This window comes from Cupriavidus sp. 05N40, from assembly GCF_056397305.1.
Genome location: NZ_JBFTND010000152.1, coordinates 1 through 17,898, shown reverse-complemented (window position 1 = coordinate 17,898; position 17,898 = coordinate 1). Strand labels below are relative to the sequence as shown.

The window sequence follows — 17,898 nt, the reverse complement described above, 5'->3', positions numbered from 1 at the left end:
CGGAAGGCCAGCGCCGCGCGCCGCAGCCGCAGGGCCAGCGTCCCGCGCAAGGCGGCGGCCGTCCGGCGCAAGCCGGCCAGGGCGCACCGCGCAACGGCCAGGCCAACGGCAACCGTGCCGCGGGCAATGGCGGCGGTAACGGCAATGGTGGCAATGGTGGCAATGGCGGTCGTAGCGGCGATGTCAACGGCAACGTCGCGCAGCCGCGCGGCGGCCAGGGCCGCCGTTCGTCGCCGCAAGCCGCCCTGCTGGGCGGCCAGCGCAAGACCGGCCGCTGATCCCCCGACCCCGACGGCGGCCACGCATCATGTCCAGCTCAGGCTTCGATCTTCCCGTGGCGGATGACGGCGGCGTTCCCTACGCCAGCCTGACGCCCGACCTGATGCTGGACGCCATGGAGGCCGCCGGCTTCATGCCGGATGGCCGCCTGCTGGCGCTCAACAGCTATGAGAACCGGGTCTGGCAGGTCGGCATCGAAGACAGCGCGCCGGTGGTGGCCAAGTTCTACCGGCCCGGCCGCTGGAGCGATGCCGCCATCCTGGAAGAACACGCCTTCGTGCAGCAACTGGCCGACGCCGAGATCCCGGCGGTGCCGGCCATCGTGCGCGACGGCAATACGCTGCTGGAACACGCGGGCTTCCGCTTCGCGGTGTTCGCGCGCTGCGGCGGGCGCGAGCCCGAGCTTGACCGCTCGGACACGCTGACCTGGCTCGGCCGCTTCATCGGCCGCATCCACGCCGTCGGCGCCACGCAGCCCTACAGCGCACGCCCGGCCATCGACCTGGACAGCTTCGGCGTGGCCCCGCGCGACTGGCTGCTGGCGCAGGACTGCATTCCGCACGACCTGCGCCCGGCGTGGGAGGCCGTGGCGGCGCTTGCCATCGACGGCGCGCGCCGCTGCTATGAGCGCGCCGGCGAGCTGCCGCTGCTGCGACTGCACGGCGACTGCCACCGCGGCAATGTGTTGTGGATAGAGGAATCGCAGGCCCGCGCGCAGCCACCCGGCCCGCACTTCGTCGACTTCGACGACAGCCGCATGGGCCCGGCGGTGCAGGACCTGTGGATGCTGCTCGAAGGCGACCGCGCTGCCATGCAAGGCCAGATGGCCGACATCCTGGCCGGCTACGAGGACTTCGCGGAGTTCCATCCGCGCCAGCTCTACCTGGTCGAAGCGCTGCGCACGCTGCGCCTGCTGCACTACAGCGCCTGGCTGGCCAGCCGCTGGCGCGACCCCGCCTTTCCCGCGGCATTCCCCTGGTTCGGCACCGCGCGTTACTGGCAGGACCGCATCCTCGAGCTGCGCGAGCAGGTCGCGCTGATGGACGAACCGCCGCTCTGGCCAGTCTAGGCGCGGCCGGAACCGGCGCGCCGTCTTCTGTCGCCGCTGCTTACTTCTTTTCCGGCGCCTTGACCAGTATCACCGGGCAAGGCGCGTGCGCCAGCACCCGTCCCGCCACCGAACCGATCACGGCATTGAAAAAGGCACCGCGTCCGTGCGTGCCCATGACGATGCCGCGCGCGTCCACGCTGGCGGCATAGGCGACGATGCGCTCCGGCGCAAAGCCATGCAGCGCATGGCATTCGAAGGCGACACCCGCCGCCGCGAGAATATCCGCCACGGGCTTGGTGGCCTTGCCGCTTTCTTCCTGGTGCCAGGCGTCGATGGTTTCCTTGTTGACGAAGGCGCGCACCTGTCCCGTTACCTCGGGGGTGACATGCACCACGTGCACGGTGAAACCGCTCTGCAGCAGGCGGCCTTCGGTAATGAAGCGTGCGGCTGCATCGGCATACGGCGAACCATCGGTGGCGAGCACGATATTGGTCATGGCGGCTATCTCCTGGTTGGGCAACGCTTGTCGCAGTCAGCATGGCGGCGCCGGTACCGGAGGCGATGCCGGGGCGGTCATTGCGGGAATGATGGCACCGATGGGAGAGGCCCGCCACGATCCAGGTCAAATTAAGCCGATTCCGATGCCCGTCGCCTTGCCCGCGGCGCATTTTTAGGCTTTCTTTGCGCCCGGCCCCGGATATCCATGCGCCCTTTTGACACTGCCGGTCCTACCCTGCAGGCAGGAAGACTCTGCCGGCCCCGCCGGCTTGCCGTCATGTCGATCTGGATCTATTACCGGCTGGCGATCGGCGCCGTGGCGATACTGGCGCTGATCCTGCTTTTTGCCGTCGAGTACGGGCTCGCGATCGCCATTGCCCAGCGCGAGGAGGGTTTCGCGCGCGCGCCGGACGAACAGGGACCTTAGTGCCTGCCGCGCCGGAGCGCGCGCCTGCCAGGGGCGCCGCGCGTTGGACAAGTCGCGCGCCGCGGTTCAGACTGCCGGTGCGCGCGGCGGCATGGCTGCCGCGCGCATCCGACAGCCAACAGACCAACAAGACCCATGAGACTGCGTTTCCGTACCCGCGCGCCTGGCCGCGCCGCCGCCCACCCTGATCGCCATGCTTCCCGCGGCGCCATCCGCGCCGCCTTCGGCGCCGTAGCCTGCGCCATGTCGCTGGCGGCCCCCGTCCAGGCCGCCACGCTCGACGCCGCGCAACTGGAGCAGCAAGCCGCCCAGGCCGCGCCGCGCAGCTACCGGGAATGGGTCGAACTGCTGGCCATGCCCAACGATGCCACCGTGCCGGCCGATATCCAGAAGAACGCGGACTGGCTGGTCAAGGCCTTCGCGCGGCGCGGCTTCCAGTCGCGCGAGCTGGCCAACGACGGCAAGCCGATGGTCTATGCCGAATATCCCGCGCCAGCCGGCGCCGGCCCGCGCAAGACCGTGCTGTTCTACATGCATTTCGACGGCCAGTCGGTAACGCCGTCGCAATGGGCGCAGCGCAGTCCGTGGGAGGCCACGCTCAAGGCGCGCAGCGCCGGCGGCAAGTGGGAGACGCTACCGATCGAGCAGCTGTACGCCGGCCACGCCGACCCGGAGTGGCGCGTGTTCGGGCGCTCGTCGTCCGACGACAAGGGCCCCATCGTCATGTTCCTCGCCGCCATGGATGCGCTCAAGGCGGCCGGCGTCGAGCCGGCGGTCAATATCAAGGTGATCCTCGATTCCGAGGAGGAAAAGGGCTCGCCCTCGCTGGGCAAGGTGATCGCCGAGAACCTTGCGCTGCTGCGCAACGACGGCATGGTGATCTTCGACGGCCCCATGCACCAGAGCAACCAGCCCACGCTGATCTTCGGCAACCGCGGTGTGCTGCTGGTGCAGCTCAAGGTGTTCGGCGCCAGCCAGGGCCTGCATAGCGGGCACTACGGCAACTACGCGGCCAATCCGGTGCAGCGCCTCGCCAGCCTGCTGGCGAGCATGAAGGACGACGAAGGCCGCGTGACCATTCCCGGCTACTACAAGCCGGTGAAGATCGACGAGCGCGCGCGCCGCATCATGGCCGCGGTGCCGGACGACGAAGCCGCGCTGCGCCGCCGCCTGGGCATCGCGCGCGCCGAGCGGGTCGGCGCCAACTACCAGGAAGCCATGCAGTACCCCACGCTGAACGTGCGCGGCATCGCCGGCGGCGACGTGGGCGACAAGGCGCGCACCATCATCCCCGAAGTGGCGCTGGCGGATATCGACATCCGCACGGTGCCCGAGACCAGCCCCGAATCGCTGTTCGCGCTGCTCAGGCAGCATGTGGAGAAGCAGGGCTACCATCTCGTCAAGGGCGAGCCCACCGATGAGGAGCGCGCGCGCTATCCCAAGCTCGCGGCGCTCACCGCCGGCGAAGTCTCGGCCTCCAGCTCGGCGGCGCGCACGGACCTCGGCGCCCCGGTGAGCCAGTGGCTGCTGCAGTCCATGCAGCAGTCCTGGGGCAAGGCGCCGGTGCAGATCCGCATGATGGGCGGCACCGTGCCCACGGGTGCCGCGGTACAGGCGCTGCAGTCGCCGTTCGTGATCGTGCCGCTGGTGAATGCCGACAACAACCAGCACAGCTATGACGAGAACATGCGGCTGGGCAACTACCGGGACGGCATCCGCACGGTGATGGGCATCCTGCAGACGCCGTTCCGGTAAAGCCGGAGACGGCGGCCGGAAATGGCGGCCGGAGACGGCGCGGGCAGACAACAGGGGAAAGACGAGATGACGAAAGACGAGAATGCGCTGCCGGGCTACGCGCAGACGCCGGCCTTCGAGGCAGGCCGCCAGGTACGGTCGGAGGTGATGGGCGCGCAGTACGTCGAGCGCGCTTTCGACGCCGCGCAGCAGCAAGGCGATACCGGCCTGCAGCAGCTGGTGACGGAATACGCCTGGGGCACGGTGTGGACGCGCGAGGGGCTGGACCGCAAGCAGCGCAGCCTGGCGACGGTGTCGATGCTGATCGCGCTCAATCGTCCGCACGAGCTGACGGGGCACCTGCGCGGCGCGCTCGCCAACGGCGTGACGGCCCGGGAGTTGCGCGAGCTGGTGGTGCACAGCTCGGTGTACTGCGGCTTCCCGGCGGCGCTCGATGCGGGCCGCAAGCTCGCGGAGGTGCTGGAGGCGGCAGGGGTCAAGGACTGAGCGGCCCGTGCCCGGCGGTGCTGCGGATCTGGCTCAGGTCTGCAGCACCTGCGCCGCGAAGCCGACGAGATAGCCGCTGCCGATGCAGGCGACGAGCCAGCCGGCGAGGATGAGGGCGCTTTCCTTGATGCTCATGATGCGTTCCGTGGTTCGGTTGCGGCGCGGCGCTGGCTGCGGCGCTCAGGCGGCGAAGCCGAACGGATACTCGTGGACCACGGTGCGGGCGCCGTCGCTGAACGCGTCGGCCTTGCGCGCGCCGTCGCCGTAGCTGTCAGCCGTGCGGTGTACGTAGCCGTAGTCGTCGCCGGCATGGAGGCTGCGCGCGTCGGCGGCAAAGGCGGAATTCAACGAGAGCAGGGCGGTGCCGGCGATGGCCGCGGCCAGCAGCAGGCGGGTGGTTGTGATTGTCACGATGGAGCTGCCTTTGTTGAAATTGTGCGAAGCAGTCGCGCTTCCATGTGACAAAGGATAGTTCCACCGGGTGCTCCTTAAGCGGCGCCTAATCGTATGCGATATTCAAATAATTTGAAGATTCATCCTGGGGTGCCGGCCGGCGCGGCGGCGCGCACCCCGGGCACCGGCTGGCGCGTGGCGAAATCCTGCGCCGCCGCGAGCAGCCAGCCGCGCAGGCGGGACATGGCATCGCTCATCGGCCGCGAGTCCGGCGCGATCAGGTAGTAGGCGCGCTGCGAGCGCATGGCCTGCGCCACCGGCATCACCAGCAAGCCCAGCGCCAGGTATTCCTCCACCAGGAAGCGCGGCACCAGGCCCACGCCCAGCCGGGCGCGCGCCGCGCTGATGACCATGCTGTGGTGATCGTAGCGCGTGCCGCGCATGGCATTGACCTCGCCCACGCCAGCCGCTTCCATCCAGTTCTGCCAGTCGAGCCGGCGCGTCGACAGGTGCAGCAGCGGCGCCTGCGCGATCCGCTCGGGCGTGACCGCTTCCGCGCCGCCGAAGAGCGCCGGATGGCACACGGGCACCGATTCCTCGTCGAACAGCAGGTCGGCGCGGCCGCCTGGATAGTTGGCCTGGCCGTAGTGGATGGAGGCGTCGTACGGCGTGCCGTCGAACAGGAACACATCGGTCTGCGCGCTCACATTGACCACGACCTGCGGATGCCGGGCGTAGAACGCAGGCAGGCGTGGGATCAGCCATTCGACCGCCAGCGTCGGCACGCAGGCCAGCTCCACGATGCCCCCCGCGCCTTCGTGCGCCATGATGTCCAGCGTATCGCGCTGCAGCCGCTGCAGGCTCTCGCGTACCTGCGCGCCGTACAGCGAGCCGGCCGGGGTCAGGCTCACGCGCTGGTTGGCGCGGTGGAACAGCGCTACTCCGAGCTGGCTCTCGAGCATGGCGATCTGGCGCGACACGGCGCTTTCGCTGAGGCAAAGCTCGGCGGCGGCGCGGCGCAGGTTCTGGTGGCGTGCCGCGGCTTCGAAGGCGCGCAGGCTGCTGAGACTGGGCAGGCGGGATGTGCTCATGGGGGCGGGCTGGAAGCGGCGAAGCTTGCCTCTTTGCCGGGCAATGCTGACCGCACTTGATGCATGAAAGGCATCATCCTATGCGTAAATCTCGCTTGATGGAAAGAAGTTGATGCTCAAAAATGCGCAGCTTCCGGGGCGCTGCCATCGGGCCTGCCGGATTCCCGCCCCGGGCGCGCAGGACAAACACAAGCAAAAAGACAAAGAGGAGACGGGCATGAAAGCACTGCTTCGCATCATCGGCCATTGCGGCATTTCCATTGGCCTGCTGGCGGCGGCCACCGCCAGCGCGGAAGACTTTCCCAACAAGCCGGTACGCATCATCGTGCCGTATCCGGCCGGCGGCACCACCGACATGGTGGCGCGCATGGTCGGCGACCAGCTCACCGCCATGTGGAAGCAGCCGGTGCTGGTGGACAACCGGCCCGGCGCCGGCGGCATCGTCGGCACCGGCGTCGCGGCCAAGTCGCCGGCCGATGGCTATACGCTGCTGATGGGCTCGGTGGGCGAGTTCGCCATCAATCCCACGCTCTACAAGAAGCTGCCCTACGATGCCGCCGGCGATTTCGCGCCGGTGACGCTGGTCGCCAAGGTGCCCAACGTGGTGGTGGTTTCGCCGGCCTTCGCCGAGCGCGCGCGCGTGCAGACACTGGCGGACTTCATTGCCTATCTCAAGGCCAACCCCGGCAAGGTCAACATGGCCTCGGCCGGCAACGGCACCTCGACCCACCTGGCCGGCGAACTGTTCCAGCGCATGACCGGCACGCAGATGAGCCACGTCGCCTACAAGGGCAGCAGCCCGGCGCTGGCAGACCTGATGGGCGGCAGCGTGGATGTGATGTTCGACAACCTGCCGGCGTCGCTGCAGTTCGTGCGCTCGGGCAAGCTCAAGGCGCTGGCCGTGACCTCGGCGGCGCGTTCGCCGGCACTGCCCGGCGTGCCCACGGTGGCCGCGGCCGGCCCGGTCGACGGCTTCGACGCCAGCCCATGGTTCGGGCTGTTCGCGCCCAAGGGCCTGCCCGCCGCGGTGGCGCAGAAGATCAGCCGCGACCTGGCGCGCGCCGCCAGCGACCCCGCCATCCAGGCCAGGCTGCGCGAGGCCGGCGCCGAACTGGCGCCGAACTCGCCCGAAGTGTTCGCCGAGCTGGTCCGCGTCGACCGTCGCAAGTGGGGCGAGATCGTCAAGCTGTCCGGCGCCACCGTCGACTGACCATCCATTGCCAATCGCCATGAGCACGCCAGCCAATCCATACGCCTTCGCGCCGGCCATGCGCGAGCCGCAAGGCTCGCCCATCCGTGAACTGTTTCCCTATATGAGCCTGCCGGGGATGATCTCGTTCGCGGGCGGCTACCCGGCGCCGGCCAGCTTCGATGCCGCTGCGCTGCAGGCCGCCGCCGCGGCCCGCATGAGCGCCGACCCGGCCCTGTGCCTGCAATACGGGCCGACCGAAGGCATGGCGGAGCTGCGCAGCGCGCTTGCCGCGCTGATGGCCGCGCACGGCGCGCCGTTGCCGGCCGCGCAGATCGTGGTGACATCGGGTTCGCAGCAGGGTTTCGGCCTGCTGGTGCAGGCCTTCGTCGCGCCGGGCACGCCGGTGTGGGTGGAGACGCCGACCTATCCCGCCGCGGTGCAGGCACTGCGCCTCGCGGGCGCGGCGGTACGCGGCGTGCCCTCCGACGCGCAAGGGTTGTGCGTGCAGACGCTCGCCACGATGCTGGCGGACTGCCCTGCGCACGAGCGGCCGCGCCTGTTGTATCTGGTGCCGACCTTCGCCAACCCGAGCGGGCGCACGCTATCGCTGGCGCGCCGCCGCGCCGTGCTCGCGCTGGCCGCGCAGCACCGCATCGTGGTGGTGGAGGACGATCCCTACGGCAGCCTGCGCTTCGACGGCGAGCCGCTGCCCTCGCTGCTGTCGCTGGCCGCGCAGGATCCGCTGCTGGCGCCGTGGGTGGTCTATCTCGGCAGTTTCTCCAAGACCATGGCGCCGGGCTTGCGCCTGGGCTGGATGGCCGGACCCGCGCAGATCGTGCGGCGCGCCGTGATCGCCAAGCAGGTGTCGGACCTGTGCACTTCGCCGTGGCTGCAGCTGGCCATGGCGGATTGCCTGGCCGACGGGCTGCTAGGGCGGCAGACCGCGCGCATCATCGATCTCTATCGACGCAAGCGCGACCTGATGTCCGGCGCGCTGGCCGATGCCTTCGGCACCGCGCTGCGCGGCGAGACGCCGCAAGGGGGCATGTTCCTGTGGTGTGAAATCGATGGCGTGCCGGACTCGGCGAGCCTGCTGCCCCGCGCCATCGAGGCGGGCGTGATGTATGTGCCGGGCGCCAGCTTCGGCGTGGACGGGCAGCGCAGCGGTGCGCTGCGGCTGTCGTTCGCCACGGCTTCCGACGCGCAGATCGTGGAAGGCGTGGCGCGCCTGCGCCGGGCCGTGCTGGCCAGCCAGGCGTCAGCCGGCGTAGCCGGCTGAGCCGGCTACGCCGGGCGTAAGCTCAGCGCGCGTTCAGCGGCGCCATTCGCGCTCGCGGTCATGTTCATGCTCATGCTCGCGCCACTCGTGCTCGCGGTGATCGCGCCAGCGCTGTTCGCGCCATTCGCGTTCGCGCCAGGCCCGCTCGCGCCAGCCGGGACCGTAGTAGCCCGGGCCCACCACCACCGGCTGCGGCGCGACATAGACAGGCGCGGGTGCGTATACCGGCGCCGCCTGGTAGACGGGTGCGGGCTGGTAGACCGGTGCGGGTGCCATATACACCGGCGCGGGCAGGCCGATGCCGATATCCACGTCCACGCGTGCGAAGGCCGCGCTGGAAGCCAGTGCGGCGGACACCGCGACAGTGGCAAGGGTGCATAGGGTGGCGATTTTCCGCACGGGGGGCTCCGGTTAGTAGATGGCCGCACTTTAACCGCCCGCGGCCTCGCCAGGTATTAGCGGCTCAATACATGTGTGTCCGGGTGTAACGTCCGCGCCCGCCGTTCTTGACAGGCCGCGGCCGGATCCGGTGATCATCCGGCGCACTAGGCATTGATCCACCGCATGCGCCGCCMCAGCCATGGCGCCAGCGCGGAGGTGGCCACGCCCAGCGCGATCAGCGCCAGCCCGGCCGACAGGTCCGCGGAGATGCGTTCGTGGAAGGCCGCGGCGGAAACGATCAGGCCGATCACCGGCACGCACAGCATGGCGATCGAGGTGGCCGCGGGCGGCAAGGCCTGCGTCATGTTCAGCACCACGATAAAGGTCAGCGCCGTGGCCAGCGGGCCGGTGTAGAACAGCAGCGGCCAGATCTCCGGCATGGACAGGAAGTGCGGCGCGCCGTCGCGCAGCAGCGCCAGCACCAGCAGCGGCACCGAGGCCACGGCGGTCTCCCAGGGGATCATGTCCGCGCCCAGGCGCACCGCGCGGTTGGCGCGCAGCTGGATGATGCTGAGCGACCATGCCAGCGAGGCGCCGAGCAGCATCACCAGTCCAACGACGGTATGCAACTGCCAGCCGCCCAGCGCCGGCGCCACCATCAGCGCGATGCCGGCATAGCTCAGCCCGGTGGCGATCCATTGCGGGCGCGACAGGCGCTCCTTGAGCACCAGCGACGACAGCGGGATCACCCACACCGAGGTGGCATAGGCGATCACCGAGGCGCGCCCCGGCGGCACGTACTGCAGCGCCCACAGCGCCAGCGCGGTGAAGGCCGCCATCTGCAGCAGGCCCACGCCGATCACCAGCGGCCATTCCTGGCGGCTGGGCAGCCGCAGCCGGCGCAGCGCGCCGAGCACCAGGAAGCTGATCGCGGCGGCGCAGACGAAGCGCGCCGTGGCGAACCACAGCGGGCTGACATGGGCCAGCCCCAGCTTCATCACCGGCCAGTTGCCGCCCCAGATCACCACGGCGCAGGCCAGGGGAACGAAGCGGCGCCATCCTTGTTGTACTTGCATGTTTCGATTCGAGTTGCGGTGCTGCCAGACCAGTAGAAGGTCCCGTCGCGCGCCACGCGCGCGCAGTGCCGCGAAATGCCGCGGGGCGGGCTGGAGAGTCTACGGTCTTGTGCGGCGCAGCAAAAACCGAACTACACGGCCCATCCGGGCTGTGGCGGCATAGAATGCTGTGATTCGGAAAATCGGGAGCGCAACGTGCTGGAAGACCTCAACCTGGATGCCATCGACATCCGCATCCTCAACGAGCTGCAACGTGACGCCAGCCTGACCAATGTGGAGCTGGCCAGCCGCGTCAGCCTGTCGCCCTCGCCATGCCTGGCGCGCGTCAAGCAGCTGGAAAAGCGCGGCGTGATCTCGCGTCGGGTGACCCTGCTCGATGCGCGCCGGCTCGGGCTGAAGGTGGTGGTGTTCATCCAGATCTCGCTGGACAAGCAGCGCCGCGAGAGCCTGGACGTGTTCGAGCGGCGCATCGCCGCGCTGCCGCAAGTGATGGAGTGCTACCTGATGTCGGGCGATGCCGATTACCTGCTGCGCGTGATCGTGCCCGACGTGGAGGCGCTGGAGCGCCTGATCATCGACCACATCACGCGTATTCCCGGCGTGTCGAACATCCGCTCGAGCTTTGCGCTCAAGCAGGTGCTGTACAGCACGGCGCTGCCGCTGGGCTGAGGTGCCGGGCCGGCGTGCTCAGGCGCCGGACTGCCGCAGCGCTTCCCTGCCGCTGAGCGCCACCACGCTGTCGATGCGCGTGTCGGCGCACGCCACGGCGATGCCGTCGGGCAGCAGCGGCGCGGCCAGCCGCGTCAGCACGTTGCCGGGCGGCATTTCCACCGCCAGCCGCACGCCGCATTCGCGCGCCAGCAGCATGGTCTCGTGCCAGCGCACCGGCACCGCGAGATTGCGTGCCAGGTCGGTGGCGATGCGCGCGGGATCGCGCAGCTCGCGTGCCGCGCTGGCGCTGAAGTAGCGCAGGCGCGGCCGGGTCGCGCGCACGCCGGCAAAGGCGCGCACGAGTTCAGTGGCCTGCCCGTCGAGCAGCGTGCAATGCGAAGGCACGCTGATGGCCACGGGTTTGGCCGCTTGCGCGCCGGCGGCCAGCGCCAGTTCCGCCACGCGCGCCATGGCGGGCACGGCACCGGCGATCACGATCTGCGCCGGGGCGTTGAAGTTCGCCAGGTAGACCGGCGACGCCGGCGCGCACACCTGCCCCACGATGTGCTCCAGTGGCTCGCGCTCGAGCCCGAGGATGGCCGTCATGCCATAGCCGCGCGGATAGGCCCGCTCCATCAGGCGCGCGCRCAGCGCCACCAGCCTGACGGCATCGGCATGCTCCAGCACGTCCGCGCAGACCGCCGCCGCATATGCGCCGATGGACAGGCCCGCCACCGCATCCGGCCGCGCGCCCTCGGCCAGCAGGCAGCGCGCCATCGCCACGCCGGCGGTCAGCAGGCACAGCTGCACGGCCACGGTGGAGGCCAGCGCCGCCGCGCTGTCCAGGGCCAGCACATCCTCGCCCAGCGCCGCGCTGGTCTCGGCCACGGTGGCGTGCACGGCGGGGTGGTCCGGCAGCGCATGCAGCATGCCGGCACGCTGCGCGCCCTGGCCGGGAAAGGTGAGCAGCGTGCTCATCGCGCGTGCGCCGGCGCCAGCCAGGGGTCCGCGCTCATGACCGGGCCGCCAGCCGTCTTGAGCAAGACGCGGCCACCGGTGCGCGCGCGCTCGCGCAACGCGAATGCGCCATGCGGAGTGCTGACCTGGATGTCGAGGCGGGTGTCGTCGAGCAAGGCGATCAATGCGCGTTCGGTGCGCGGCGCGAGCGGCGCCGCGGCGCCGACGAGCAGGTCGAGATCGCTGCCCTCGTGCAGCACGTCGATGCCCGACGCCAGGCTGAAGCCGACGCCGCCAGTCACGCCCCAGTCCACCTGCGCCTCGTCCAGCAGCGGCGCGGCCAGCGCGAGCGCCGCCAGCGCGGGCACGGCCGCACGCCGGGGATGGGTTTTCCAGCGTCCCTGCTGCGCGATCATGCGCGGCGTCACGGTGCGCGCCACCTGCGCCGCGGGCAGCCATGCCGCGTGGCGCTGCGCGCGCGTGACGCCGCGCAGGCCCACCGGGATGCGGGCCTGCGCATCGGCGCAGGCCCGCCGCACCACCAGCGGCGCCCGCGCCAGCCAAGCGGTGCCGGCCCAGGGCGGCAGCGCATTGACCGCGGCGAAGGCCGCCGGGTCGGCAAGCCAGACCAGGTCGTGCGGCAGCGGGTCGGGCCGGTTCATGGCTGGCACCTGTGCGGCGCACCGGTCCGGCACGTCAGTCCCCCCACTGCTGCGCGAGCAATTCGCGCACGCGGCTGGAGGCCTGGCGGTTGGCACCGCCGAGGCGGCTGCGCAGGTCGCGCTGCGGGTCGGCCAGGATATCGGCGAGCGCAGCCTGCAGCGCGCCATGCGTGGTGTCGAGGTCGGCCGCGTCGGGCTGCGCCGCGTGGTTCACGCGGATGCGCCGCCACAGCAGGCCCAGCGTGGCGTAGCTGGCGATGTCGTAGGCCATTGGCGGCACGCTGGCGGCGAATGTCTCCAGGTCCTCCACGCTGCGCATGGTGATACGGGCGGCAGCCTGCTTGCCCATGGCATGGACTTCCACGCCGGCATCGTCCAGCGCGATCAGGCGGTTGGCCTGGTAGCCGTGCGCGAGGAAGGCGCCCGACATGGCGCGCCCGACCAGCAGCGCGATCACCGGATGTCCTTGCAGCCTGGCGCTGGCATAGGCATCGGCGGCCCCGGCCAGCGACTGGTGGATGCCGAAGGCTTCCTCGCGCCGGCCATAGGCCTGGCTGGGCGTATCGACGATGGCAATGATGGGCCGCTTGACGGTGGCGTCGCGGTCGGCCTGCAGCACTTCGTCCACGGCGCGCGCCAGCGACCAGCCTTCGATCAGGCCCACCTCGCCGTCGCGCGCACGCGGGTAGGCACTGCCGGCATCGGGCACCACGGCGATGAAGCGCGCCGCCTGGCCGGCCAGTCCGGCGTCGGCCACCTGCACGCTGGCGGGATAGCCGGGCGCGCGCGCGGCGTTGCCGGTGAGCGCGGCCAGCCAGGTCTCGCCGCGGCTCGTGGCTGGTGCTGCGTTCTTGTCGGTGTTCATGCGCGGTCTCCCTCGGCATAGATGGCGCGCACGGTGCCCGGCTCCGGCTGGCGCGAAGGATCGTAGTCGCGCAGCCGTTGCAGGTAGTGCGCGTAGCGTTCGCTGCGGTGCGTGGCGGGCGGGCCCGCGGCCAGCAATTCGCGCAGGGCGGCGCGGATGGCATCGCTGTCGTCGTCCACGTAGCGGTCCGCCAGGCCGGTGGCGATGCGCTGCTCGCCGCCGGTGAAGCTCCAGATAAAGGGCCGGTCGCGCGAATCGTATTCGGCCACGCCGGCTTCCTGCTCGATCACCGCGGGGCCGTTGAGGCCGAGGCGGGCCTCGCGCGTGACCACCAGGTAGCTGCACAGCCCGGCCGCGATCGACATGCCGCCGAAGCAGCCCACCTGCCCGGCGATCACGCCGACCACCGCCTGGTAGCGGCGCAGGTCGACGATGGCCGCGTGGATCTCGGCGATGGCCGCGAGGCCGAGGTTGGCTTCCTGCAGCCGCACGCCGCCGGTCTCGAACAGGATCACCGCGCGCGTGGGGATGCCGCGGCGGTTGTCCTGCGCGGCCAGTTCCAGCGCGCCGGCGATCTTGGCCCCGCCGACCTCGCCCAGGCTGCCGCCCTGGAACGCGCCTTCGATGGCGAGCACCACGGCGGGCTGGCCGTCGATGCGGCCCTTGGCCACCACCACGCCGTCATCGGCCTGCGGCACCACGCCCTGGCGTTCTAGCCATGGCGACACCAGCTTGTCGAAGGGGCCGGCCAGTTCGCGCACGGTGCCGGCATCGAGCAGCGCGTGCACGCGTGCCCGTGCGCCCAGTTCGACAAAGCTCTCGCGTGTGAGCAGCGATGCGTGATTCATGGCTGCTCCTTGCCGCCGGCGCCGGCGGATGTGTCGAGCGCTTCGAACGCTTCGGCCAGGCGCATGCCCACCACGCCAGGCGTGGCGCCGAAGTCGTGGATGCGCACACGCATGGCCGCGCGCGGCTCGGCGCTGAACACGCGCGCGAGCTGTGCGCCCCACACCTTGCCATAGCCGTCCACCGAGGTGGTGACGTCGATCACGGTGGTGCCCGTGGTGCCGGGCTCGACCATGACCTCGAGGTCGCCGGAGCCGACTACCCCGACCAGCACGTTCCGGCTGGCCGGTGCGCCGGCGGGATATTCGAACTTGAGCTGTTCCATTACTTGTCTCCTTGCGCGGGGCAAGCGGGTGTGAATCCAAGCGGTGCCGCAGCCAGCGGCAGCCGGTCCAGGAAGAAGGTGGCGGCGAGCAGGTCCGCCGCGCCGCCGGGCGAGGCGTTGCAGGCCAGCATGCCGGCCTCGAGCCCGCGCAGCAGGCGGCGTCCGGCCAGCGTGGCGATGCCGCCCGCGCGCAGTACCTGCGCCGCGCCGGCCTGCATCAGCGCGAGGCCTTCGCGCCCGGCGCGGGCCAGCACGCAGGTGTCGTCGAGCCGGCTCATGATCGCCAGCAGCGCATTGACGCGCGCGCTCGGCTCCGCGTCGCCGCGCGCGCGGCTGCGGCGCAGCTCGGGCAGGCCGGCGCGCAGCACATGCGGAAAGCCCGCCTGCGCCTGGCCGCGCGCGCCGCTCACGCCGTAGTGCAGGCAGGCGCGCTCGCCCTTGTGGCCGGTGCGCGCGGGACGGTGGCGGTCCGGCAGGCGCGCGACGGCGCCGGCGGTGCGCGCCACCTCGTGCGCGCCGTGCGGCGTGCGCGCCTGCTGGTGCCAGCCCGCCGCGCCCAGCAGCAGGCCCAGGCTCCAGATGGCGCCGCGGTGCGTATTGACGCCGCCGGTGGCGCGCATCATCGCCGCCTCGGCCTCGCGGCCAAGCGCGCCCAGCTGCTCGCGCAGCGCCACGCCGGGCTGCGCGGCCTGCAGGCCGGCCGCGGCCATGGCCGCGAAGGCGGGATGCAGCGCCCGCGCGGAGCGGCACATCAGCGCGAGGCTCAGGTCGTCATGGGCGCCGTTGCCGCGGCTGTCCACCAGGCCGGGCTTGGGCGACAGCGCGGCCTCGTCGATCAGCGCGGCCACGGCGAGGTCGGCCAGCCGCACGGCGGCGGGAGAGAAGCCGGCATCGACGGGCAGCAGCAGCGCGGGGCTCGCCATCACCAGCTCCTGAAGCGTGCCGGCGGCTCGTACAGCCCGCCGGACCAGTCGACCAGGTCGGCCATGCTCTTGGCCGCCAGCAGCGAGCGTGTCGCCTGGCTGCGCTGCACGCCCAGGTCTTCGGGCAGCGCGATCAGGCCATCGCTGCGCATGCGTCGCGTGGTGCTGGTTTCGTGGCGCAGGCCGATGGGCGTGACGCCGGCCACCGCGGCCAGCATGGCGCGGCGTTCCTCGATCGAGCGTGCCTTGTAGAGATAGGCGATGCCTTCCTCGGTCAGCACGTGCGTGACGTCGTCGCCGTAGATCATCACCGGGGCGAGCGGCATGCCGCTGTCCTTCGCCACCTGCACCGCATCGAGCGATTCGACGAAGGTCGGCTTGCCGCCGGCCTGGAAGGTCTCCACCATCTGCACCACCAGCTTGCGGCCGCGCGCGAGCGGGTCGTCAGTCTCGATCAGGTCCAGCCACGCGGGCGTGGGATGGCGCCGGCCGCCCGGGTTGTGGCCCATGTTGGGAGCGCCGCCAAAGCCGGAGAGGCGCCCGCGCGTGACGGTGGACGAGTGGCCGTCGCCGTCGATCTGCAGCGTCGAGCCGATGAACAGGTCCACCGCATACTGGCCGGCCAGCTGGCAGAAGGCACGGTTGGAGCGCAGCGAACCGTCGGCGCCGGTGAAGAACACGTCGGGCCTGGCGGCCACGTAGTTCTCCATGCCGAGTTCGCTGCCGAAACTGTGCACGCTTTCGACCCAGCCGGATTCGATGGCGGGAATCAGCGACGGGTGCGGATTCAGCGTCCAGTACTTGCAGATCTTGCCCTTGAGGCCGAGCGACTCGCCATAGGTGGGCAGGATCAGTTCGATGGCGGCGGTATTGAAGCCGATGCCGTGGTTGAGCGACTGGACCTTGTGGCGCTCATACACGCCGCGGATCGCCATCATCGCCATCAGCACGTGCACCGGCTTGATCAGGCGCGGATCGCGCGTGAACAGCGGCTCGCAGAAGAAAGGCTTGTCGGCCTGCACCACGTAGTCGATCCATGAACCGGGTATGTCCACGCGCGGCAGGCCGGCGGGGTCGTCCACGATCTCGTTGACCTGGGCCACCACGATGCCGTCGCGGAAGGTGGCGGCTTCCACCAGCGCCGGCGTGTCCTCGGTGCTGGCGCCGGTGTAGAGGTTGCCGTCCCGGTCGGCCTTGAAGCCGGCGATCAGCACGAGGTTGGGCGTGAGGTCCACGTAGAGCCGCGCGTACAGCTCGATATAGGTGTGGATGGCGCCCACCTCGAGCTGGCCGTCCTCGAGGAACTGCGAGATGCGCAGGCTCTGCGCGCCGGCGAAGGCAAAGTCCAGCTTGTGCGCGATGCCGCGCTCGAACAGGTCGAGATGCTCCACCCGGCTTACGCTCGGGATGATCATGTGCAGCCCGTTTACCTTGGCCGGGTTCACTTCGGCCAGCGAGCGAGAGAGGAAATCGGCCTGCTTCTGGTTGTTGCCTTCGAGCACCACGCGGTCGCCCGGGGCGGTGATGGCTTCGAGAAAGGGGACGATATCGGCGGTCGGTACGACCTTGCCGCCGGCAAAGGCGGCACCGCGTGCGAGGCGCCGGTGCTTTTCGCTGCGGCGGGTGTCCCACTGGCGTTCGGTGGAGGGGTTCGGCATTGCGTCTCCGGTGTGCTTGATGCGGTGGATGAGACCAAGATACGCAGCGCGCGCACCGTAAGCAATGACGCTGCGCGCGGCATCGTTACTCCAGGTGTAAGTGTTGACTGGCAGACATGCACGGCTGGCGCGCCCTGCGCCGGGAGGACGGCACGCCACTGCGCGCTCGCGCTGCGCCGGCCTGCCTGCGGCCGGTTCACGGCCGATTCGTGGCCGGCCCGTGGCCCGCGCGCGCTCTGCGGCGTGACAACGCAAGCGCGGGTGGCCCGCCGTTAATCTGAAGCTAACGATTCACACGCGGCCTTGATTGATGCGCCGCGTCAGCTTGCCTAGATTGATTCCATACCGGGCCATCCACGGGTGCAGGGCATGCACCCGGCCACCGGCACACCAGCCGTCCCCGCCGCGGGGCGACCGGCAAACTGACAAACGGCCTGCGTGCGGATATGCCGACAGGCCATCAGGAGACAACACCATGATCATCTACGGAACCGCCTTGCTGGCGGTCTGCCATCTCGTCGGCCTCTACCTGGGCGAATKGCTGGGCATCGCGATCGGCGTGAAGGCCAATGTCGGCGGCGTGGGCATCGCCATGCTGCTGCTGATCTCGATACGGCTCTACCTGCACGGGCGCGGCCTGCTGCCCAAGGAGACCGAGGCCGGCGTGGGCTTCTGGGGGGCGATGTATATCCCGGTGGTCGTGGCGATGGCGGCCCAGCAGAACGTGGTCGCCGCCCTGCGCGGGGGACCCGTGGCGCTGATCGCGGCATTCGGCGCGGTGCTGGTGTCGGCCTGCTGCATCGCCGTGCTGAGCCGCACCGGGGACCACGCGCCGCTACCGCCCGTGCAGTCGCCCGACGCAACCCCCAGCCCCGCAGCGCACTAAGGAGTAGACCATCATGCCGCACTCTTTTTCCCATCTGCTCCAGAACGTCCTGCTGCAAAACGGCCTGGTCACGGCCTTCGCCGCGGTCGGCATCATCATGTGGCTGTCTTCGCGGCTGTCGCGCTGGCTGACCTTCGGGCGCATCCATGGCTCGGCCATCGCCATCGTGATCGGCCTGGTGCTCGCCTACTACGGCGGCATCGTGACCGGCAAGGAG

20 protein-coding genes and 2 pseudogenes are annotated in these 17,898 nt (G+C 70.4%); 10 read left to right on the top strand and 12 right to left on the bottom strand.

All coding sequences use genetic code 11. The annotated features are described in order from the left end of the window. Positions 1–278, top strand: a pseudogene (locus AC1DO7_RS28575) (DEAD/DEAH box helicase); the annotation flags it as partial. A 29-nt stretch (positions 279–307) separates the two neighbouring features. Then, entirely contained in the window at positions 308–1,348 is a 1,041-nt protein-coding gene (locus AC1DO7_RS28570; RefSeq protein ID WP_441622898.1) for a serine/threonine protein kinase, read from the top strand. Between the two features lie 40 nt (positions 1,349–1,388). On the opposite strand, the gene AC1DO7_RS28565 is transcribed toward AC1DO7_RS28570, so the two are convergent. Beyond that, positions 1,389–1,826 (bottom strand): universal stress protein, encoded by a 438-nt coding sequence (locus AC1DO7_RS28565; RefSeq protein WP_441622896.1) that lies wholly within the window; start codon positions 1,824–1,826, stop codon positions 1,389–1,391. 279 nt (positions 1,827–2,105) lie between these two features. Between AC1DO7_RS28565 and AC1DO7_RS28560 the strand changes: the two genes are divergently transcribed. The 3 genes from AC1DO7_RS28560 to AC1DO7_RS28550 all read left to right on the top strand — a co-directional run bounded on the left by AC1DO7_RS28560 (position 2,106) and on the right by AC1DO7_RS28550 (position 4,496). Beyond that, entirely contained in the window at positions 2,106–2,255 is a 150-nt protein-coding gene (locus AC1DO7_RS28560) for a hypothetical protein (RefSeq protein ID WP_441622894.1), read from the top strand. A gap of 243 nt (positions 2,256–2,498) precedes the next feature. Further along, on the top strand, positions 2,499–4,010 hold the full coding sequence (locus AC1DO7_RS28555) for a M20/M25/M40 family metallo-hydrolase (protein ID WP_441622904.1): 1,512 nt from the start codon (positions 2,499–2,501) through the stop codon (positions 4,008–4,010). A 66-nt stretch (positions 4,011–4,076) separates the two neighbouring features. Then, positions 4,077–4,496, top strand: coding sequence for a carboxymuconolactone decarboxylase family protein (locus AC1DO7_RS28550; protein WP_441622892.1), 420 nt, complete (start codon positions 4,077–4,079; stop codon positions 4,494–4,496). Between the two features lie 180 nt (positions 4,497–4,676). On the opposite strand, the gene AC1DO7_RS28545 is transcribed toward AC1DO7_RS28550, so the two are convergent. Beyond that, entirely contained in the window at positions 4,677–4,907 is a 231-nt protein-coding gene (locus AC1DO7_RS28545; RefSeq protein ID WP_441622890.1) for a hypothetical protein, read from the bottom strand. A 122-nt stretch (positions 4,908–5,029) separates the two neighbouring features. Continuing rightward, a complete protein-coding gene (locus AC1DO7_RS28540; RefSeq protein ID WP_441622888.1) occupies positions 5,030–5,980 on the bottom strand; it encodes a LysR substrate-binding domain-containing protein in 951 nt (316 codons plus the stop codon). A gap of 217 nt (positions 5,981–6,197) precedes the next feature. On the opposite strand from AC1DO7_RS28540, the gene AC1DO7_RS28535 reads away from it, so the two are divergent. Both AC1DO7_RS28535 and AC1DO7_RS28530 read left to right on the top strand, forming a co-directional pair. Next, positions 6,198–7,190, top strand: a complete 993-nt coding sequence (locus AC1DO7_RS28535) for a Bug family tripartite tricarboxylate transporter substrate binding protein (protein ID WP_441622886.1) — start codon at positions 6,198–6,200, stop codon at positions 7,188–7,190. Positions 7,191–7,209: 19 nt separating this feature from the next. Continuing rightward, positions 7,210–8,451: an aminotransferase-like domain-containing protein gene (locus AC1DO7_RS28530; RefSeq protein WP_441622884.1), complete on the top strand. Its 1,242-nt coding sequence runs from the start codon at positions 7,210–7,212 to the stop codon at positions 8,449–8,451. 33 nt (positions 8,452–8,484) lie between these two features. Here AC1DO7_RS28530 and AC1DO7_RS28525 read toward each other — a convergent pair whose 3' ends face one another. Next, a complete protein-coding gene (locus AC1DO7_RS28525) occupies positions 8,485–8,850 on the bottom strand; it encodes a hypothetical protein (protein ID WP_441622882.1) in 366 nt (121 codons plus the stop codon). Between the two features lie 146 nt (positions 8,851–8,996). After that, a complete protein-coding gene (locus AC1DO7_RS28520; RefSeq protein WP_477116831.1) occupies positions 8,997–9,908 on the bottom strand; it encodes a DMT family transporter in 912 nt (303 codons plus the stop codon). 198 nt (positions 9,909–10,106) lie between these two features. Between AC1DO7_RS28520 and AC1DO7_RS28515 the strand changes: the two genes are divergently transcribed. Further along, a complete protein-coding gene (locus tag AC1DO7_RS28515; RefSeq protein ID WP_441622902.1) occupies positions 10,107–10,577 on the top strand; it encodes an Lrp/AsnC family transcriptional regulator in 471 nt (156 codons plus the stop codon). Between the two features lie 18 nt (positions 10,578–10,595). On the opposite strand, the gene mdcH is transcribed toward AC1DO7_RS28515, so the two are convergent. From mdcH to mdcA, 7 genes are read right to left on the bottom strand one after another with little or no spacing between them, the layout of a single operon-like run. Further along, on the bottom strand, positions 10,596–11,537 hold the full coding sequence (gene mdcH / locus AC1DO7_RS28510) for a malonate decarboxylase subunit epsilon (protein WP_477116830.1): 942 nt from the start codon (positions 11,535–11,537) through the stop codon (positions 10,596–10,598). Beyond that, entirely contained in the window at positions 11,534–12,178 is a 645-nt protein-coding gene (locus AC1DO7_RS28505) for a malonate decarboxylase holo-ACP synthase (protein WP_441622876.1), read from the bottom strand. Before AC1DO7_RS28505 ends, mdcH begins: the two co-directional genes overlap by 4 nt. A gap of 34 nt (positions 12,179–12,212) precedes the next feature. Then, positions 12,213–13,043 carry a biotin-independent malonate decarboxylase subunit gamma gene (gene mdcE, locus AC1DO7_RS28500; RefSeq protein WP_441622874.1) on the bottom strand — a complete coding sequence of 277 codons (831 nt, stop codon included), beginning with the start codon at positions 13,041–13,043 and terminating at the stop codon, positions 12,213–12,215. After that, positions 13,040–13,891, bottom strand: a complete 852-nt coding sequence (locus AC1DO7_RS28495) for a biotin-independent malonate decarboxylase subunit beta (RefSeq protein ID WP_441622872.1) — start codon at positions 13,889–13,891, stop codon at positions 13,040–13,042. The genes mdcE and AC1DO7_RS28495 overlap by 4 nt, the downstream gene beginning before the upstream one ends. Continuing rightward, positions 13,888–14,214 carry a malonate decarboxylase subunit delta gene (locus AC1DO7_RS28490; protein WP_441622870.1) on the bottom strand — a complete coding sequence of 109 codons (327 nt, stop codon included), beginning with the start codon at positions 14,212–14,214 and terminating at the stop codon, positions 13,888–13,890. Before AC1DO7_RS28490 ends, AC1DO7_RS28495 begins: the two co-directional genes overlap by 4 nt. Then, positions 14,214–15,137: a triphosphoribosyl-dephospho-CoA synthase gene (locus tag AC1DO7_RS28485; protein WP_441643584.1), complete on the bottom strand. Its 924-nt coding sequence runs from the start codon at positions 15,135–15,137 to the stop codon at positions 14,214–14,216. Before AC1DO7_RS28485 ends, AC1DO7_RS28490 begins: the two co-directional genes overlap by 1 nt. After that, positions 15,137–16,795: a malonate decarboxylase subunit alpha gene (mdcA, locus tag AC1DO7_RS28480; protein WP_441622866.1), complete on the bottom strand. Its 1,659-nt coding sequence runs from the start codon at positions 16,793–16,795 to the stop codon at positions 15,137–15,139. The genes AC1DO7_RS28485 and mdcA overlap by 1 nt, the downstream gene beginning before the upstream one ends. A 475-nt stretch (positions 16,796–17,270) precedes the next feature. Between mdcA and madL the strand changes: the two genes are divergently transcribed. Together madL and AC1DO7_RS28470 are read left to right on the top strand one after the other, a co-directional pair. Further along, a complete protein-coding gene (madL, locus tag AC1DO7_RS28475; RefSeq protein WP_477116829.1) occupies positions 17,271–17,681 on the top strand; it encodes a malonate transporter subunit MadL in 411 nt (136 codons plus the stop codon). Between the two features lie 13 nt (positions 17,682–17,694). Continuing rightward, positions 17,695–17,898: pseudogene (locus AC1DO7_RS28470) on the top strand (malonate transporter subunit MadM); the annotation flags it as partial.

Excerpts from the sequence above, each read along its gene's own strand:
- AC1DO7_RS28505 (WP_441622876.1), bottom strand. The coding sequence starts at position 12,178 with ATGAACCGGCCCGACCCGCTGCCGCACGACCTGGTCTGGCTTGCCGAC.
- mdcA (WP_441622866.1), bottom strand. The coding sequence starts at position 16,795 with ATGCCGAACCCCTCCACCGAACGCCAGTGGGACACCCGCCGCAGCGAA.
- AC1DO7_RS28555 (WP_441622904.1), top strand. The coding sequence starts at position 2,499 with ATGTCGCTGGCGGCCCCCGTCCAGGCCGCCACGCTCGACGCCGCGCAA.
- AC1DO7_RS28570 (WP_441622898.1), top strand. The coding sequence starts at position 308 with ATGTCCAGCTCAGGCTTCGATCTTCCCGTGGCGGATGACGGCGGCGTT.
- mdcE (WP_441622874.1), bottom strand. The coding sequence starts at position 13,043 with ATGAACACCGACAAGAACGCAGCACCAGCCACGAGCCGCGGCGAGACC.
- AC1DO7_RS28535 (WP_441622886.1), top strand. The coding sequence starts at position 6,198 with ATGAAAGCACTGCTTCGCATCATCGGCCATTGCGGCATTTCCATTGGC.
- AC1DO7_RS28490 (WP_441622870.1), bottom strand. The coding sequence starts at position 14,214 with ATGGAACAGCTCAAGTTCGAATATCCCGCCGGCGCACCGGCCAGCCGG.
- AC1DO7_RS28530 (WP_441622884.1), top strand. The coding sequence starts at position 7,210 with ATGAGCACGCCAGCCAATCCATACGCCTTCGCGCCGGCCATGCGCGAG.
- AC1DO7_RS28485 (WP_441643584.1), bottom strand. The coding sequence starts at position 15,137 with ATGGCGAGCCCCGCGCTGCTGCTGCCCGTCGATGCCGGCTTCTCTCCC.
- AC1DO7_RS28495 (WP_441622872.1), bottom strand. The coding sequence starts at position 13,891 with ATGAATCACGCATCGCTGCTCACACGCGAGAGCTTTGTCGAACTGGGC.
- AC1DO7_RS28540 (WP_441622888.1), bottom strand. The coding sequence starts at position 5,980 with ATGAGCACATCCCGCCTGCCCAGTCTCAGCAGCCTGCGCGCCTTCGAA.
- AC1DO7_RS28550 (WP_441622892.1), top strand. The coding sequence starts at position 4,077 with ATGACGAAAGACGAGAATGCGCTGCCGGGCTACGCGCAGACGCCGGCC.
- AC1DO7_RS28565 (WP_441622896.1), bottom strand. The coding sequence starts at position 1,826 with ATGACCAATATCGTGCTCGCCACCGATGGTTCGCCGTATGCCGATGCA.
- AC1DO7_RS28560 (WP_441622894.1), top strand. The coding sequence starts at position 2,106 with ATGTCGATCTGGATCTATTACCGGCTGGCGATCGGCGCCGTGGCGATA.